Here is a 16,478-nt window from a genome sequence, read left to right on the forward strand (position 1 = left end):
AGATAAATAATGAATGGCTTATTCTGATCACTCCGTTCTCAAGCTCTTGGCCGGACTTGCTATTGCCGCTCTTATCGACTGATAACTTACTGTCAGTAATGCTATCGTTACGGATAAAAAGCCTGTCAGTGCAAACACCCACCATTCAATACCAACCCGGTAAGTATAACTTTCCAGCCATTTATGCATGCCCCACCATGCCAATGGTGCTGCTATTATAAAGGAAATAATAACCAGTTTTATAAAGTCTTTTGACAATAATGTAGTAATACTGGTGACAGATGCACCTAATATTTTTCGTACACCAATTTCTTTAATCCTGTTTTCCGCCATATAGGTGGCGAGGCCAAATAAGCCAAGACAGGAAATAAAGATGGTGAGGCCGGCAAATAGGCTGGCGAATATGCCCTGGCGATCTTCGTCCTCAAATTTCCTGGCATATTCTTCATCCACAAACCTTGCATCAAACGGATATTCAGGGTTGTATTTTTTGAAAATAGCTTCTGCCTTTTTCAGATTGCCTGCAGTAGAATTATCCCCATTTAATTTTATCTGCACGACGTTGAAACTCATGAAGCGACTCTTCGCGCCGCAGATCAAGATCGGCCTTGTGGGTTCATATGGACTTGTGAGGATAAAATCTTTGATGACTCCTACAATATGCCAGTCAATGCCAAGATCACTTACTTTCTTTCCAATCGGGTCCTTGAACTTCATTACTTTCAGCGACGATTCATTTATGATCAGCCCTGTTGAATCGGTGGGGAATTCCTTCAGGTCGAAATCACGACCTTGTGTGAATTGTAATCCTGCAGTAGCACCCAGCCCTTCGTCAGATAAATACCGATCGAATGTTGTTTTATCATTCGGATCCTTTCCTTCCCAATCCTGCCCCCATCCGTCGCTCCATCTTTGAGTGAGGGGGGAATTTGTCCTGGTAACTGATCTCGCAACGCCGGATGCCAACAATTCGTTCTTTATCAATGCGTAGTTCCTGGAGATATCACCCGTCATGAAATGGTAAACGAGATTGTCTTTGTTATACCCTGCTGATCGGTGACGGGCAAAGTCTATCTGCTGTTTTACGATAATAGTGCAGATGATAAGCACGGTGGCAAATGTGAACTGCAGGACAACCAGGACTTTTCTGGGCGTTACCAATGCATTTGCTTTTTTAAAAGTGCCCTTTAGTACTTTCACAGGCTGGAAAGATGAAAGAAAGAATGCGGGATAACTGCCGGCTAACAAGCCCGTCAACAGGATGAACCCGGTGAATGCCATCCATGTATAGATATTGCCAAAGTCTATGAATAAGTTTTTCTCAGTAAGCTGGTTGAAGCCGGGCAGGCTTATCTGAACAATAAGGAGGGCCAAAATACCCGCCAGAAGGGCGAGACAAACGGATTCCCCGATGAACTGGGTGATAAGGGAGCTTTTCTGAGCACCCGCAACTTTTCGTATTCCCACTTCCTTCGCCCTTTTTTCACTTCGTGCGGTACTCAGGTTCATAAAATTGATGCATGCGATCAATAATATAAACCCTGCGATGATGGCCAGGAGGCTTACGAATGTGCTACGGCCTCCGCCGTCTTCTACACCATTGGTGAAGCTTGAATATAAGCGCCAGCGGTTGAGCGGGTAAAGAAAGAGCTCCCATTTCATTTTTTTTGCTTCATCAGCGTATTTCTGTTTTAATCCTTTTATTTTAGGAGCTATGGCAGCGTAGCTTGCATTTGGTTTCAGCAATACATAGGTAGGGGTGCTGTTGTCGTTCCACCCCAGATCCTGTCCCTCCCCGTATTTTACATTTGACCAGGGCAACAGGTACTCAAAATTGAATCTTGTATTGTTAGGCAGATCTTTTAGCACACCCGTGACGGTAAAATTCTCTTTATTCTCAATCTTTATGATTTTTCCCATCGCCTCTTCATCGCCGAATAAACTCTTAGCAGTTTTTTCGGTAAGTACCACCGAATGCATATCGTTCAGCGCCGTGGAAGGGTTGCCTTTCAGCATCGGGAAGCTGAACATTTGCAGAAAACCAGTATCAACCATACATCCCGACCTCATCATTTTCTTATCACCCACTGAAAAGAGAAAAGTACTATTCCAATTTACTCTTACTGCACGCTCTACTTCAGACAAATCTTTTTCCAGTGTGCGGGCCAGTGGTGCGGATACAGTATTCCAGCACGAGACCTGGCCATCTTTTGGAACGCGATTCCATACCTGGTAGATCCTGTCCTTGTTCTTATGGAACTCGTCGAAGCTGCGTTCGTTCTGGATCCAGAGAAAAATAAGCATCGCAGCGGCCATGCCGATGGCCAGTCCTGTAATATTGATAGCTGAATAGGTTTTGCCTCTCATAAGGGTGCGCCAGGCGATGGTGAAATAGTTCTTAAGCATGGACATTTCCTTTAAAATATGTTGAATGTAAAGTGTTTTCTTTATCCATATCGTGGGGGACGATACTTTGAACCAAGAAGGTGCCATTCCTGTATTGGTTTAATATTCAATTAATTGTAGTGTGGTCGGGGTGCCAACTGTTCGTTATTGATACACGAGGTGTTTGTTTTTGTCGCCTTTTGGCGAAATTGCTGGTGGCAAGGCAGTAAATAGTATATTGTTAAGCGGATCCCGTTGGGAAAACCTAAACCCAAAGATCAGGAACATGAAAGGCATATACATATGTTTATTATTCCCAATTGTATGGGCTGCTTGCGATTTCAGAAGCAAATATCATAAGGCTGCTGATGAAATGGCGGCCAAATTGCCCGAATCCACCAATATGAATGTCGGTAAGCAAAATTATAGCCTTTACATTCCAAAAGGTTGGACAACTGAACATCGAAGTGCCTATGGGATCGACTATTATTATTTATTGGCGCCCAAAACTGAGGAAGACCGTAATACAAGCATCAACGTGATTACTGAATTCATGCAAAACCTAAGTTTGGAAGTCTTCAAAACAAAAGCAATTGAATCTGTGAAAAGGGGCATCCCAAGTGCGTCAAATTTTGAAGAGGGGGGATTGACCGCAAATGGTTTACAGGGCGCCTGGTACAGTTATACAATGGAACCACAAGGAATAAAGGCCGCGTTGGTTAGTTATATTTTCCCAAAGGATGGCATTGCTTATACAATCACTGCGGGAACGGAAGTCAAAGATCCATCACGGTACAGGAGTCTCTTCGATTCAATAGCCAGGTCTTTAAAATTTACCGAGTTGGTGCCAGTTAAAAAATAAAATGCGTTTTCATGCCAATATATATTCGATTATTACTACTGTTAGGCAGTATAACAATTCACGCCCGGGCGCAAAATGCGGGATCTATTTTGCTGAACATCGGAGATCCCGCCCCGCCGCTGCGGTTGCGTGGCTGGGTTAAAGGCGAGCCTTTTGAAAAATTCGAAAGAGGGAGAGTGTATGTCTTGGAGTTTTGGGCCACCTGGTGCAGGGCTTGTAATGCGGCAATGCCCCATCTATCCGAATTAGCCAGGGAATACGAGGATAAGGTAAGCGTTTTAGTTATTGATGTCTATGAAGAGAAGTCTTCCCTGGAGAAAATAAAGACTTTTGTAGACAGCATGGGGCATCGGATGGATCTACAGGTGGCGGCGGAAGATAGCAATTTTATGGCAACTGGGTGGCTCGGGGCTTCCGGTGAGCAGGATGATCATATTCCCAGGTCTTTTGTAGTTAATGCAGACGGAAGGCTTGCCTGGATGGGATATCCTACACAGCTTGATGAAGTATTACCCAAGATCCTGAATAATACATGGGATATGAAGGAGGCGCTGGCAAAAAGAAATGAGAACAGGAGGCTGGCGGCGCTGGATGATTCATTAAGTTTTGAATTGATGGTATACAGAGGGAATTCTTCTAAGCCAGGTGATCGCGGAAAGCCGGAATCGGCTCTTTTGCTGATCGATGAAATCATAAAGAAGGAACCGAAGTTGAAATATGCCCCCAAGATTTCTTCTCATACATTTGCTGCGTTGCTCAAAACAAACCCACATAAGGCTTATGAGTATGGTAAGATGGCGATAGTGACACCGACTTATGAGGAACCGAACTTTCATCTTATTTATGGTGCTATCGAGTTTGATTCAGGCAGATCAGATCTTCCGGCAAAAATTTACCAGTTAGGCGCTGAAGCCTATCAGGCGGAAATTGATCATAGGCCCTATCCGGATATGGCTGACATTGCAGCGCTTTATCACAAAATGGCGGCGTTTTATTGGCGGGCAAACGATAGGCCCAAAGCCATTGATGCCGAACAAAAAGCAATAGACACATTGAAAAGCGGGTCGGGTTTTTCCAAAAAGGACCTGGCAGTATTTGAATCCCAGCTTTTGAAATACAAGAATTGTGACTAAAAAGTTGTTCCACTAAAACTAGTTTCTCCTCGGTCAGGGAATTCCTGTGACGTAGTCAAAGCTGGTGGTTTCCGAATAATTTGTTCATATCCGCTCGCTTTGAAATAAATGTTACCATTGCCCAATTCGATCTGCCATTTCCAGTAGGTACCCCCATTGGGGTAGGTTAATTCCTCCAGACGATAAATGTCCCGTATTTCAAAATCAAAAGTGTAGGGTGGTTCATGATTGATCTCCAGGTTCAGATCGGCTACGTGCTTGAATATGAGCGTAGCCGGAGCGATCCAGAAGGAAAAATGGTTGTCAGGTGGGATTGGAGTGATCCATTGGAAAATATAGTCCAGGTCGAATAGTAACTGATTAGACAATGCAGACGCATCGCTTAGGAAAGTCATTCCGTATACCGGTGCATCATGCCAGCCCATTATAGGGAAGTCCGATTCTGTCCATATTTTTTTCTCTAAATGGTAGGGCTGGGACATAATCGAATATAATTAGATTTACTGTTCGGCTTTAGTGTCGGTTTCTATTTTTAAACTCCAGGCGTTTCCTAAATAATAGGTGTTGATCCCCATATATTTGATTTTTCCTGTAGCATTTTTTATGATCCATTTTGTTACAGATAGATAAAACTTTTCGAAATCTTCGACATTATAAAGGAGGGTATCCGATAAAAAAAATTTACTCCAATATATACGCCCATTCACTACGTGATTAGGAATGGTCTTAGAAAATTCGATCAATGGTGCATTACGGGTGTTACTGAGGTAATAATACTGTCGATCGACAGTATTTATTAGTTCAAATGCAGGTGTCCAAGGAAATGCCTTATTCCAAATGAAGATCTGGGAGCTGAAGGGATGGCTTGTTTCTGTAAATGATTCAATAATTAACTTTTCCGCAGTGGGAGCGGAGGGTTGGAAGAAAACGCAATCGAAATTTTGTTTCAGGAAACCTTCAAATACGAGGTTATCGTCGTCAGTAGTACATATTTGGATCTGTCTGCCCATAAGTCAAAGATTTGATGCATGAACTTTGCTTCGACAATCTCTGAAATCAATATTTTCAATTGAATGTTCAGTAAGTAAAAAGGACAGAATCGGTTGATACAATAGTTGTGATGGAACACTTATAACGAGATAGTTGTCTGCCACGTTGGTATTAACGCCGCACCCCAGGTCGTCTAGTGTAGATATAATTCGATACTTAGATTCCTGTTTCCATATGACAATTTGAACGACGCTGAATCCTGATTCTTCTATTAATTCATCAAAGTGAAACTCTCCGTCGTCAACTTCTACCTTCACAATATCTCCATAGGCAATATTGGGAGCGAAAGCAGGGACTTGGACCAATTTATAGTATTCACCGACCCTTTCGGCTTTCACTTTTTCTGTGAAAATATCTGTGTCATCAGGATCGTGCTTATACGTTAATACTAACTCTATTTTGTCGGGATAATTCATTTGGGGCAAATGTCTTATAAAAATAAGGCTGTATTGAACTCCAACAGCATTAGGCAGGGTGCCGACAAGATTTATTTGACGAAATTGAAATAAAAAGCCCCATAATAAATTGAAGATCAAAATATTATGGGGTTTGTAGCGCGATCGGGATTTGAACCCGAGACCTCAGGGTTATGAATCCTGTGCTCTAACCAACTGAGCTATCGCGCCTGATTCGTCTGGTAGTCTTTGAGGAGGCTTCCAAACGGGTTGCAAATGTATAGAAAAGCCGGGAAAAATTCGAGGAAAATCTGGGAGAAAAGGGAGAAGGGTGGAAGTGCGTGTCACGAGCCGAAGGCAGGGGCGGAGATTGCCAGGCATGGAGCGGAAGAGAACGGCCAGGCACGGACGGGGTAAAAGCAGAAACCGGGGCAAAAGGCAGGACAAAAAAAGGCCCTCTGTGGAAACAGAAGGCCGTCTAACGATTGCTTGCCATATGAAAAGAGATAATGATCTTGTTGTGTGCCCCGCAAAGCTACTGGGTAAATCTTCCGGAACAAAGAGCTTAACATTATCAAATAGTTAAAATAAATATCTAAGCTGCTAAATCCTTTTTCTATCCTCGCTTTTTGCTTCTAACTGCTTGTTCAATCGAATCTGTATGCAATTTAGGGAGAATTTCAGGAACACGCAAATTAGTTTGCCAATTTTTTCAAAAAAAATGGAAAAAAGTTGGTTAGCATACACATGTAGTTATTTAGTATATGTTTTTTTGCCTTAAAAAGGGGTAAAAAGCCCTTTTTTGAGCGAAAATTCAAAAATGAACTATATATGTTATTTATTTTAATATAAATTAATTAAATCTTTCCGGGATATTCCTCCAGCGCCTTTTGCAAACAGTCCATTGCCTTATGTAAGGCAGCGGTATTGAGAACATACGCCAAACGTATCTCTTTTTTCCCCAATCCAGGCGTGCCGTAAAAGCCGCCGGCGGGAGCCAGCATCACCGTTTGGTTCTCGTATGAAAAGGATTCTAATATCCATTGGCAGAATTTATCCGTGTCATCCACGGGTAGGCTGGCCATGGCATAGAACGCGCCTCCGGGATTAGGACAATAAACGCCTGGGATGGCATTCAGGCGGCTGACGAGGACGTCCCTTCTCTTCAAATATTCTGCCCTGGTAGCGTCAAAATAATCGGCAGGAAGGTCACAGGCGGCTTCGCCGAGGATCTGGGCGAAGGACGGGGGGCTAAGCCGGGCCTGGGCGAACTTCAGCACAGTGTCCAGGATGTCCTGGTTACGGGTGATGAGGGCGCCGATCCTTCCTCCACAGGCGCTGTATCGTTTGGAGATGGTATCGATCATGATAACACGGTCTTCCACGCCTTGCAGGTTCAGGGAATGGATATGCTGGCCGGTGTAGCAAAAATCGCGGTAGGCTTCATCGGCGAAAAGGTACAGGTCGTGCTTTAGGATCAGCTGCCGGAGCGTTTCCATCTCCTCAGAGCTGTATAAATAACCAGTAGGGTTATTCGGATTGCAGATCATGATGCCCCGGGTGCGCGGGCCGATGAGCTTTTCGAATTCCGCCACGGGAGGCAGGGCGAATCCAGACCCTATATAAGAGGTAAGGGGTTTGACCAGGATGTCCGCGGCTACGGCGAAGCCATTGTAATTGGCGTAAAACGGCTCGGGTATGATGACCTCGTCACCTGCGTCCAGGCAGCTCATGAAGGCAAAAAGGATGGCTTCCGAGCCTCCGGTGGTGACGATGATCTGCTGGTAATCAATGTCCATCCCCGAACGCTTGTAATAGGCGGAGAGCTTTCTCCTGTAGCTTTCGTTGCCCGCGCTGTGGCTATATTCCAGCACTTTAAAGTCGAAATGCCTTACTGCGTCCAGCGCCATTTGGGGCGTTTCGATATCCGGCTGCCCGATGTTGAGATGGTATACTTTTACGCCTCTTTTTTTGGCAGCCTCGGCATAGGGCACGAGTTTCCGGATCGGCGAAGCCGGCATTTGCTGTCCGCGGTGACTGATTGTTAACATCCGGCAAAAATACAAAGAGGCCCCAAGCTTTTGCCTGGGGCCTCTTTAATTTATTTAATTGTGCAGGAGTGACTATCTTCCGCCGACCTTACTGGTGGTCTTGCTGGCGTCGGCTGCCAGGACTTCACCGGTGATCTTCAGCTGCAGCGGCAGATCGATACCTGCTACTTTCACAGTGATGCTTTTATTAAAAGGGCCCACTGCGGCGGCATTGAACCCCGCAGTGATCTTGTTGTCTTTCCCTTTAGGAATGGCTCCTTCGGGCTTAACCGGCGTTGTGCAGCCGCAGGAAGGCGTGGCTGATTCGATGATCACGGGCGCGTCGCTGATGTTGGTAAATGCAAAATCATGCGTAACGGGAACACCCTGCTTGATCTTACCGAAGTCGTAAGACAATTCTTTGAACTTGACGACGTCTTCTGCCTTTTTCTGGGCTGCCTGCTGAGCAAACATGGTCGTCGAGAGCACTATGGCACTTGCAAAAAGGAACAATTTTTTCATTGTTATCAGTTTATTTGTTTTAATAATTGTATTGACGGATTTTCTGGTGCGGAGGTCGTCGGAGTCTTATAAACTTCCCCGGAGATCGTGATGGTCTTTGTCATGCTCGTATTGTATACGACGGTCACCGTCTTGGTAAAGGGCCCTTCGGCATAAGCGTTGTAACCTACCTTGATTTTGGCCGTACCGCCGCCTTCGATGGCGTCCCTGCTCCATTCAGGGGTGGTGCACCCGCAGGAGGCCTGGACATTGTCCAGCTTGACGGGCGTATTACCCAGGTTGGTGATCTCAAAGACGTATACGGCGGGCCGTCCCTGGGGGATCTTCCCGAAATTATGGCTATTCTCCTTCAGCTCCAGCATGTTGGCGGGCCTTGGCAAGGCCTCCCCCTTAACGGCAGTCACCTGCGCATAGCTGGAAAGAATGGTGAAAAATAGGCCGGCGACAATTGCTATTTTTTTCATAGTTTGCCCGATATAAAAACGTCTATAAAATTAAGTTTTTAACGCCAGCTTTGCCAATAAATTATAGGATCATCCTATTTTTTTAATAATCAAGTGGATACCCTGGCGCATGGTGTGTTAGAGAATGTTAATTTTGCCTTTTGGCCCTTCAAATTTACTCTAATGGAGAACCTTTCTACTAACGAACTCATTGACCAGGAAAAACTATCTTTCGATAAATTCCGGGAGGAAGTATTGAAGGATTACCGGGTGGCCTGTGAAAGCCGTGAAGCCAGCCTGCTGGGGAGAAAAGAGGTGCTGACCGGCAAGGCTAAATTCGGCATATTCGGGGACGGAAAGGAAGTTCCACAGGTGGCCATGGCGAAATTCTTCAGACCGGGGGACTTTTATGCCGGCTATTACCGGGACCAGACCTTTGCTTTTGCCACGGGCGCGGCCACCATTGAAGAATTTTTCTCCCAGCTGTACGCCGATCCTGATGTACACAATGATCCTCATAGTGCCGGCCGGCAAATGAACTCCCATTTCGCCACACCATTTGTTGGTCCGGACGGTGAAACGCTGGACCTGATCAATCGTAAGAACCTGACGGCTGGGCTGGCTCCTACGGCTGCCCAGATGCCGAGAGCCCTGGGACTAGCCTATGCTTCCAAGGTTTTTCGGGAAGTAGAGCAGCTCAAGTCTTTTACGGATCTGTCCAGCAATGGTAACGAAGTTTGCTTCTGCACGATCGGAGATGCTTCCACCAGCGAGGGGCATTTTTTTGAGACCGTGAATGCTGCGGGGGTCCTGCAGGTGCCCCTGGCCATATTTGTCTGGGACGACGGCTATGGCATTTCGGTGCCCCGGAAATACCAGACCACCAAAGGTTCCATTTCAGAAGCCCTGAAAGGATTCCAGAAGGAGGAGGGCACCAATGGCGTAGAGATATTCCGGGTAAAAGCCTGGGATTATGCTGGTATGTGCGAGGCCTTCGAAGCAGGTATCCGTGCCATACGGCTCACCCACACCCCCGTGATCTTCCATGTGGAAGAAGTGACTCAGCCGCAGGGGCATTCTACTTCGGGCAGCCATGAGCGATATAAATCCCCGGAGCGCCTGGAATGGGAGCGGGAATGGGACGGGATCAAAAAAATGAAGGAATGGATCATCGATAACGAGCTGGCCGGCGAAGAGGAGCTGGACGATATCGAAACTGCCTGCAAGGAGCTGATCCGGCATCACCGGAATGCTGCCTGGGAAAAATACCAGGAGCCGCTGAAACGCCAGGTATCGCGTTCTGTGGAGCTCATCCGCAACCTGGTGGACTATTTCCCCTATCGTGGCGAGATGCTGGAAAAGACCGCCGCAGACCTGGCGGCCAATCGGGAGCCGGGCCGCAAAGAAGTGCTCAGGGCCCTGCATCAGGCATTGGACCTTGCGGGCGATGACCCGGTGGGAAACTCCCTTAAGGAGTATTACCTGGACCTGAAAAAAGAAAATGCGGCATTGTATAACACGCACCTTTATCATGAAGGCGCCCGGAATATTTTACATATAGCTGAAGTGCCGGCGGAATATGAGGACGATGCGCCCCTGATCAACGGGTATGAGATCCTCAATCATTATTTCGACGAGCTATTCTCCCATAATCCGAAAGTACTGGCTTTTGGAGAAGACCTGGGTAAGATCGGGGATGTCAACCAGGGATTTGCTGGCTTACAGGCCAGGCATGGCGCCAGCAGGATCTTCGACACCGGGATACGCGAACTGACCATCATGGGCCAGGGTATCGGATTGGCTTTCCGTGGCCTGCGCCCCATCGCCGAAATTCAATACCTGGATTATCTTTTATACGGTCTTCAGCCATTGAGCGATGACCTGGCTTCCCTGCAATACCGGACCGCGGGTCAGCAAACAGCGCCCCTGATCGTGCGCACCAGGGGCCATCGCCTGGAAGGCATCTGGCACAGCGGATCTCCCATGGGGATGGCCATCCATGCGTTGAGGGGCATGCATATCTGCGTTCCCCGTAATATGACGCAGGCCGCCGGTATGTACAATACCTTGCTGGAAGGCGCAGACCCCGCCCTCGTGATCGAGTGCCTGAACGGCTACCGGCTGAAAGAGAAGCTTCCTTCCAACCTCCTGGCGTTTCGGGTACCGCTGGGGGTTCCCGAGGTCGTCAGGGAAGGCGAGGACATCACGCTCGTGTCCTACGGCGCCACGCTGCGCATCGTCCAGGAAGCTGCCGCCACACTGCAGGAGCTGGGCATCAGCTGCGAGGTGGTCGACGTGCAAACTTTGCTGCCTTTCGATATTCATCATAAGATCCTGGACTCCCTGAAGAAGACCAGTCGCATCGTTATCATAGACGAGGATGTACCGGGCGGCGCCGCAGGTTATATCTTTAATAAGGTAATGGAGGAACAGGGGGGCTACCGGTGGCTGGACACGGCTCCGAGGACGATCACGGCCCAGGCGCACCGGCCGGCCTATGCCAGCGACGGCGACTATTTCAGCAAACCGAATGCAGAGCAGATCATCGATGTCGTCAAGGAAATGATGGCGGAATAAGCTAATAGCTACAAGCTACTAGCTGCAAGCTGCAAGTGATAAGATTTAATAAGACTTGCTTGTAGCTTGAAGCTTGCCGCTCACAGCTATTCGAGGAACCTCGACTTCCACTCAGGCGAAGGCAGCCAGCAGCTGTCGTTCTTGCCGAACCAACGGTAGCGCCGTCGCGCTATCCAATTATAGACAGCATCTCTTAGTGGCCGGGGAATGATCCGGAAGAAAGACAAAAGGGGCCATGCGCCATCCAGTTTCCGGCAAACGCGCAGCGCGCCCGCAGAACGGGTGTATACCTTATTGTTTTCCACCAGCACGAAAGAATCCAGCTGATCTGCCGGCAATCCGGAATGTCTCAGCAGGGATTGTCCTACTTCGCTTTGCAGGGACGCAAAGCGGAAAATGCCCCTCCGGTCTCTTTTTAAAATGAATTGAACGCTGCTGCTACAAAGATGGCAGACACCGTCGAATAAAATGATAGGAGAGGCGCCTGGCGTATGGGTTATTTTAGATTGTAAAAGACTTTCTGGACGTCCTCATCCTGTTCCAGCTTGTCTACCAGCTTCAGCACGTCCTGTGCCTGGTCGTCCGGCAGCTCGACGGTAGTGCCGGGGATCCATTCGATCTCGGCGCTGATGGGAGTGATGCCTTTTTCTTCAAGGGCCTTCTGCATGCTGCCGAATTCACTGAAAGGAGCGCGGAGCACCAGCACCGGCACGTCATTTTCGCCCACGCCTTCGCCCATTTCCTCCAGGCCGTGGTCGATCAGCTCCAGTTCCAGGTCGTCTGCGTTCAGGCCTTCGGGCTTTAGTTTAAAAACACCCATTTTCTTGAACTGGAAGCTTACACTACCGCTGTTGCCCAGGGTGCCGCCGCCTTTGTTGAAATGAGATTTTACGTTGGCCACTGTCCGGACATGGTTGTCGGTAGCGGTTTCCACCAGTATGGCGACGCCATGGGGACCGTAGCCTTCATAGAGGATCTCTTCATAGTTCTCCATCTCTTTACCCTGCGCCCGTTTGATAGCGGCCTCCACCCTGTCTTTGGGCATGTTGACGCTCTTGGCGTTCTGAAAGCAACGACGGAGGGCGGGGTTGGTGGCGGGATCGGGGCCCCCGGCCTTTACGGCTATGGCTATTTCTTTACCGATGCGGGTGAATTGCTTGGCCATCCGGTCCCAGCGGGCGAACATGGCATGCTTACGTACTTCGAATATGCGACCCATAAGAACTATTTATGCTTGATTGGGGTGCAAATTTATGACAATGTCCGGAAAATGGGCCTTTTAAAAATATAGCCCATTTTCCGGAAAAATCTAATATCTGTCCTTCGGAGAACGAACCTTTGGTTCGTTATTGAAAAGAGGGCAGCCCGGAAGAAAAAATGGGCTGCCCTCACATAAATTAAGCTTTTATCAGGCTTTCAGCTTGCTATTGTTCTTGCTGTAGCTAAAATATACCACCAGCCCTATGATCATCCAGAAAAAGGCGGTCAGCAGGGTGGTGGAATCCAGGGAAACGATCATGGCAGTACAGACCAGCATCCCTAATATGGGTACCAATGGCACCAGGGGAGTCTTAAAAGGACGGGCCCGGCCCGGGTCATTTTTCCGCAGGATCATTACACCCACACAAACCAGCACAAAAGCAAAGAGGGTCCCGATGCTTGTCAGATCCCCGGCAACACTACCCGGGACGAATGCCGCAAACAGGCCTACAAATACGAACAGGATGAGATTAGACTTGTACGGTGTGCGGAACTTCGGGTGAAGCGCACAGAATACCTTCGGCAGCAGGCCATCAGTAGCCATGGTATAAAATACACGGCTTTGGCCCAGGAGCATTACCAGGATGACCGAGGAAAAACCTGCCAGGATACCGATGGTTACCAGGGAGGCCAACCAGCCATAGCCATGCATGTAGGTATCGATGGCATAAGCCACAGACGCTTCCTTACCTGCTTTTACGAAATCCGTATAAGGCGCTACGCCGGTAAGCACGTAGGAAAAGAGGATATACAGGACGGTGCAGATGACCAGCGACCCCAGGATGCCGATGGGCATGTCCTTACTGGGGTTCTTGGCTTCCTGGGCTGCCGTGGAGACCGCATCAAAACCGATGAAAGCAAAAAATACGATAGCCGCCCCGGTCAATACGCCTCCCCAGCCATGTCGGAAGAAGCCCGTATAACTATAGAAGGTGCCATCCCGGAGCTGCGCGGGCGGGGCATCTGCGGGTATCAGGTAGGGATGGTGATTGGAGGGGTTGATGAACTGCCAGCCTACAGCGATGAATACCAGAACAATAGCTACTTTAACGAACACGATGATCGCGTTGACGGTGGCAGATTCCTGGGTACCTTTTATCAATAGAAGGGACAGGAGCAAAAGGATGAGAAGAGCGGGCGCATTGATGATCCCATGATGCATGACACCGCTGGCGTCCAGGGCCCGTTCGAAAGGCGAATGAGACCACTCAAAAGGGATGGCTCCTCCTACCAGCTTGTTCAGGAACTCGCTCCAGGCAATGGAAACAGTGGCAGCTCCCAGGGCATATTCGAGGATCAGGGCCCAGCCTATGATCCAGGCTATCAGCTCTCCCATCGTAGCATAAGCATAAGTATAGGCGCTGCCTGCAATGGGGATCATGGAAGCAAACTCTGCATAGCAAAGTCCGGCAAAAGCGCAACCGATGGCGGCGACGATGAAGGAAATGGTGACGGCAGAGCCCGCATGTTCGCCCGCCGCCGCCGCGGTCCTTACAAACAGACCGGCGCCGATAATGGCGCCGATTCCCAGGGCGATCAGGCTTCCCGCCCCCAAGGTTCGTTTAAGTCCCTTTTCGGAGTCTCCCGCCTGGGACATGAGGACATCTAAAGACTTCTTTCGAAATAAACTCATATTAAAGCTGTTTTGATCAGTTAAGCGGACCTGCGGCCCGCATGGGGTGAACAATAAGGTGAATCATGTATGTGTGACAATTCAGGGTCGTAAAATAAACAAATATTTAATAATGAGGCTCCAATTCTTACCAGCGGGTCGTTTTTATGGATTAAAGTTTTGCCAAGTCAGGATTTTTCGATTTTTTGCACCTTAAAGAAAGGCCAACTATGCGGAAGATCAGTCTTACGAGCTGGATTATGATTGCGATGGTGCTGGGGGTGGTCGTGGGACTCTGGGTACATTACACCGGATCTGCACAAACGATCGATAGTTTTTCCGGAGGTATTTCGGTTTTAACTGATATATTCCTTCGCCTGATCAAAATGATCATTGCGCCGCTTGTATTTAGCACCTTGGTGGTGGGGATCGCTAAGCTGGGGGATGTGAAGTCGGTGGGACGCATCGGGGGAAAGACATTGCTGTGGTTCATGGGCGCATCGCTGATGTCCCTGTTGCTGGGTATGGTGATCATGAATAGCCTGGAATTAGGGAATGAGCTGGCGCTGCCTTTGCCGGCCGCCAATGCCGCAACGGGTATTGAGCAAACCTCCCTTTCCTTCAAAACTTTTATCACGCATGTTTTCCCCCGCAGCATCTTCGAGGCGATGGCGGGTAATGAGATATTGCAAATCGTTGTATTTGCCGTGTTCTTTGGGATCGCCACGGCAAGCATTGGCGAACAGGGCAAGATCGTCATCAAAGGACTGGATGCCGTGGCGCATGTGATCCTCCGGGTGACGGGATATGTCATGTACTTTGCACCCGTCGCTGCCATGGCGGCCATCGCTTCTGTCCTGGCGGTGAAGGGACCGGAACTGCTGGTGACCTATGGGAAATTTATCATCAGCTTCTACCTGAGCATTCTCGGGCTTTGGCTGATCCTCCTGCTGATAGCTTCCATCTTCGTTGGAAAGCGGGTGATCTACCTGGCCATTGCCGTAAAAGATATGATCCTGCTGGCTTTCAGCACGGCCAGCTCGGAGGCTGCTTTTCCCCGGCTGATCCAGGAACTGGAGGCATTCGGGTGTCCTCCAAAGATCGTCAGCTTTGTCCTGCCCCTGGGATATTCCTTCAATCTGGACGGGAGCATGCTGTATATGACGTTTGCTTCTCTTTTCATTGCACAGGCCTATGGCATTCCTTTGACCATCGGGCAGGAGATCTCGATGCTGCTGGTGCTAATGCTCACCAGTAAGGGGATCGCGGGTGTTCCGAGGGCGTCCCTGGTGGTGATCGCGGGAACCTTGTCATTATATAATATTCCGCAGCAGGGATTGTTGTTACTTTTGGGGATCGACCAGATCTTGGACATGGCGCGGAGCGCAACAAATGTTTTGGGAAACAGCATTGCAGCAGTGGTGGTGAGCAAGTGGGAAGGTGAACTGGGAGAAACCGCTGTGAATACCTATAAATAGCACCTTTAAATGGCACCTTTTTTATGATCGAACTTTTGGTTTTTACCTGGAAAGATCTCCTTAATCCTGACTTTTATATCAATAATGGCGGCTTATGGGTTCTGTTATTCATCGTCTTCGCTGAGACCGGTCTGATGGTCGGCTTTTTTCTCCCGGGCGACAGTCTTCTTTTCGTGGCAGGTATTTACAGCGGCAAGCTGATCGCCAGTCTTTTGCCGGGAGGGACGGGGAGTGATTTTCTCGACCTGGCGATCCTGCTGATATTGGTGTCGGCGGCGGGCATCATTGGGAATGCACTCGGGTATTGGTTTGGCCGGAAAAGCGGTCCTTTCCTTTTCCACCGGAAGGACAGCTTTTTTTTCAAGCAACGGTATTTATTCCAGGCAAAGGAGTTCTATGACAAGCATGGAGGACAGGCGATCGTCTTCGCCCGCTTTCTACCGATCGTCCGGACCTTTGCGCCCATCATCGCCGGCATCGTATCGATGGACAGGAGAAAGTTCATGCTTTATAATATCATCGGTTGTATCGCCTGGGTTTTTGCCATGCTTTTCGCGGGACACTATCTTCAAAAGTTTGTCATGACCAGGTATGGATTTGACCTGACGAAACACCTGGAGGTCATCGTCATCGGCATCGTGGTGATCACCACCTTTCCTGTTCTGTACAAGCTGTTCTTCGGGAACAAAAAATCGGCTGCAGGGAAATAAATATCCTTTTAAAAACGTATT

General features: G+C 48.5%; 15 protein-coding genes and 1 tRNA gene. 5 read left to right on the plus strand and 11 right to left on the minus strand.

All coding sequences use genetic code 11. The features are described 5' to 3' along the window. Positions 1–27: 27 nt before the first annotated feature. Positions 28–2,493 carry an ABC transporter permease gene (locus tag Q4E93_RS04260; protein WP_303582846.1) on the minus strand — a complete coding sequence of 822 codons (2,466 nt, stop codon included), beginning with the start codon at positions 2,491–2,493 and terminating at the stop codon, positions 28–30. 178 nt (positions 2,494–2,671) lie between these two features. On the opposite strand from Q4E93_RS04260, the gene Q4E93_RS04265 reads away from it, so the two are divergent. Next, entirely contained in the window at positions 2,672–3,247 is a 576-nt protein-coding gene (locus tag Q4E93_RS04265; RefSeq protein ID WP_303582847.1) for a hypothetical protein, read from the plus strand. Between the two features lie 11 nt (positions 3,248–3,258). Continuing rightward, positions 3,259–4,380, plus strand: a complete 1,122-nt coding sequence (locus Q4E93_RS04270) for a TlpA family protein disulfide reductase (RefSeq protein WP_303582848.1) — start codon at positions 3,259–3,261, stop codon at positions 4,378–4,380. Here the strand turns inward: Q4E93_RS04270 and Q4E93_RS04275 are convergent. From Q4E93_RS04275 to Q4E93_RS04305, 7 genes are all read right to left on the minus strand, one after another. Next, the gene (locus Q4E93_RS04275) at positions 4,377–4,862 is read right to left on the minus strand and encodes a hypothetical protein (RefSeq protein ID WP_303582849.1); all 486 of its coding nucleotides are present in this window, start codon (positions 4,860–4,862) and stop codon (positions 4,377–4,379) included. The two genes, Q4E93_RS04270 and Q4E93_RS04275, sit on opposite strands and share 4 nt — an antisense overlap. Positions 4,863–4,880: 18 nt before the next feature. Next, complete coding sequence (locus tag Q4E93_RS04280; protein WP_303582850.1) at positions 4,881–5,390, minus strand: hypothetical protein; 510 nt, start codon at positions 5,388–5,390, stop codon at positions 4,881–4,883. A gap of 3 nt (positions 5,391–5,393) precedes the next feature. After that, on the minus strand, positions 5,394–5,966 hold the full coding sequence (locus Q4E93_RS04285) for a DUF4265 domain-containing protein (protein ID WP_303582851.1): 573 nt from the start codon (positions 5,964–5,966) through the stop codon (positions 5,394–5,396). Positions 5,967–5,982: 16 nt separating this feature from the next. After that, positions 5,983–6,056, minus strand: a tRNA-Met gene (locus Q4E93_RS04290). A 626-nt stretch (positions 6,057–6,682) separates the two neighbouring features. Next, a complete protein-coding gene (locus Q4E93_RS04295; protein ID WP_303582852.1) occupies positions 6,683–7,876 on the minus strand; it encodes a pyridoxal phosphate-dependent aminotransferase in 1,194 nt (397 codons plus the stop codon). A 72-nt stretch (positions 7,877–7,948) separates the two neighbouring features. Then, positions 7,949–8,377 (minus strand): DUF1573 domain-containing protein, encoded by a 429-nt coding sequence (locus tag Q4E93_RS04300; RefSeq protein WP_303582853.1) that lies wholly within the window; start codon positions 8,375–8,377, stop codon positions 7,949–7,951. A gap of 5 nt (positions 8,378–8,382) precedes the next feature. Next, positions 8,383–8,841 (minus strand): DUF1573 domain-containing protein, encoded by a 459-nt coding sequence (locus Q4E93_RS04305; RefSeq protein WP_303582854.1) that lies wholly within the window; start codon positions 8,839–8,841, stop codon positions 8,383–8,385. Positions 8,842–9,003: 162 nt separating this feature from the next. On the opposite strand from Q4E93_RS04305, the gene Q4E93_RS04310 reads away from it, so the two are divergent. Further along, on the plus strand, positions 9,004–11,397 hold the full coding sequence (locus Q4E93_RS04310; protein WP_303582855.1) for an alpha-ketoacid dehydrogenase subunit alpha/beta: 2,394 nt from the start codon (positions 9,004–9,006) through the stop codon (positions 11,395–11,397). An 86-nt stretch (positions 11,398–11,483) separates the two neighbouring features. Here the strand turns inward: Q4E93_RS04310 and Q4E93_RS04315 are convergent, their stop codons facing one another. From Q4E93_RS04315 to Q4E93_RS04325, 3 genes are all read right to left on the minus strand, one after another. Then, positions 11,484–11,897 carry a thiol-disulfide oxidoreductase DCC family protein gene (locus Q4E93_RS04315; protein WP_368501857.1) on the minus strand — a complete coding sequence of 138 codons (414 nt, stop codon included), beginning with the start codon at positions 11,895–11,897 and terminating at the stop codon, positions 11,484–11,486. Next, positions 11,894–12,616: a YebC/PmpR family DNA-binding transcriptional regulator gene (locus Q4E93_RS04320; RefSeq protein WP_303582856.1), complete on the minus strand. Its 723-nt coding sequence runs from the start codon at positions 12,614–12,616 to the stop codon at positions 11,894–11,896. Before Q4E93_RS04320 ends, Q4E93_RS04315 begins: the two co-directional genes overlap by 4 nt. Before the next feature lie 189 nt (positions 12,617–12,805). Next, on the minus strand, positions 12,806–14,290 hold the full coding sequence (locus Q4E93_RS04325; RefSeq protein ID WP_303582858.1) for an amino acid permease: 1,485 nt from the start codon (positions 14,288–14,290) through the stop codon (positions 12,806–12,808). 209 nt (positions 14,291–14,499) lie between these two features. Here Q4E93_RS04325 and Q4E93_RS04330 point away from each other — a divergent pair, with 209 nt between their 5' ends. Next, positions 14,500–15,747 carry a dicarboxylate/amino acid:cation symporter gene (locus Q4E93_RS04330; protein WP_303582860.1) on the plus strand — a complete coding sequence of 416 codons (1,248 nt, stop codon included), beginning with the start codon at positions 14,500–14,502 and terminating at the stop codon, positions 15,745–15,747. A 23-nt stretch (positions 15,748–15,770) separates the two neighbouring features. Next, complete coding sequence (locus Q4E93_RS04335; protein WP_303582862.1) at positions 15,771–16,457, plus strand: DedA family protein; 687 nt, start codon at positions 15,771–15,773, stop codon at positions 16,455–16,457. The last annotated feature ends 21 nt before the right edge of the window (positions 16,458–16,478 follow it).

Origin of the sequence: Flavitalea plasmicola (genome assembly GCF_030546645.1) — a bacterium.
Taxonomy (GTDB): domain Bacteria; phylum Bacteroidota; class Bacteroidia; order Chitinophagales; family Chitinophagaceae; genus Puia.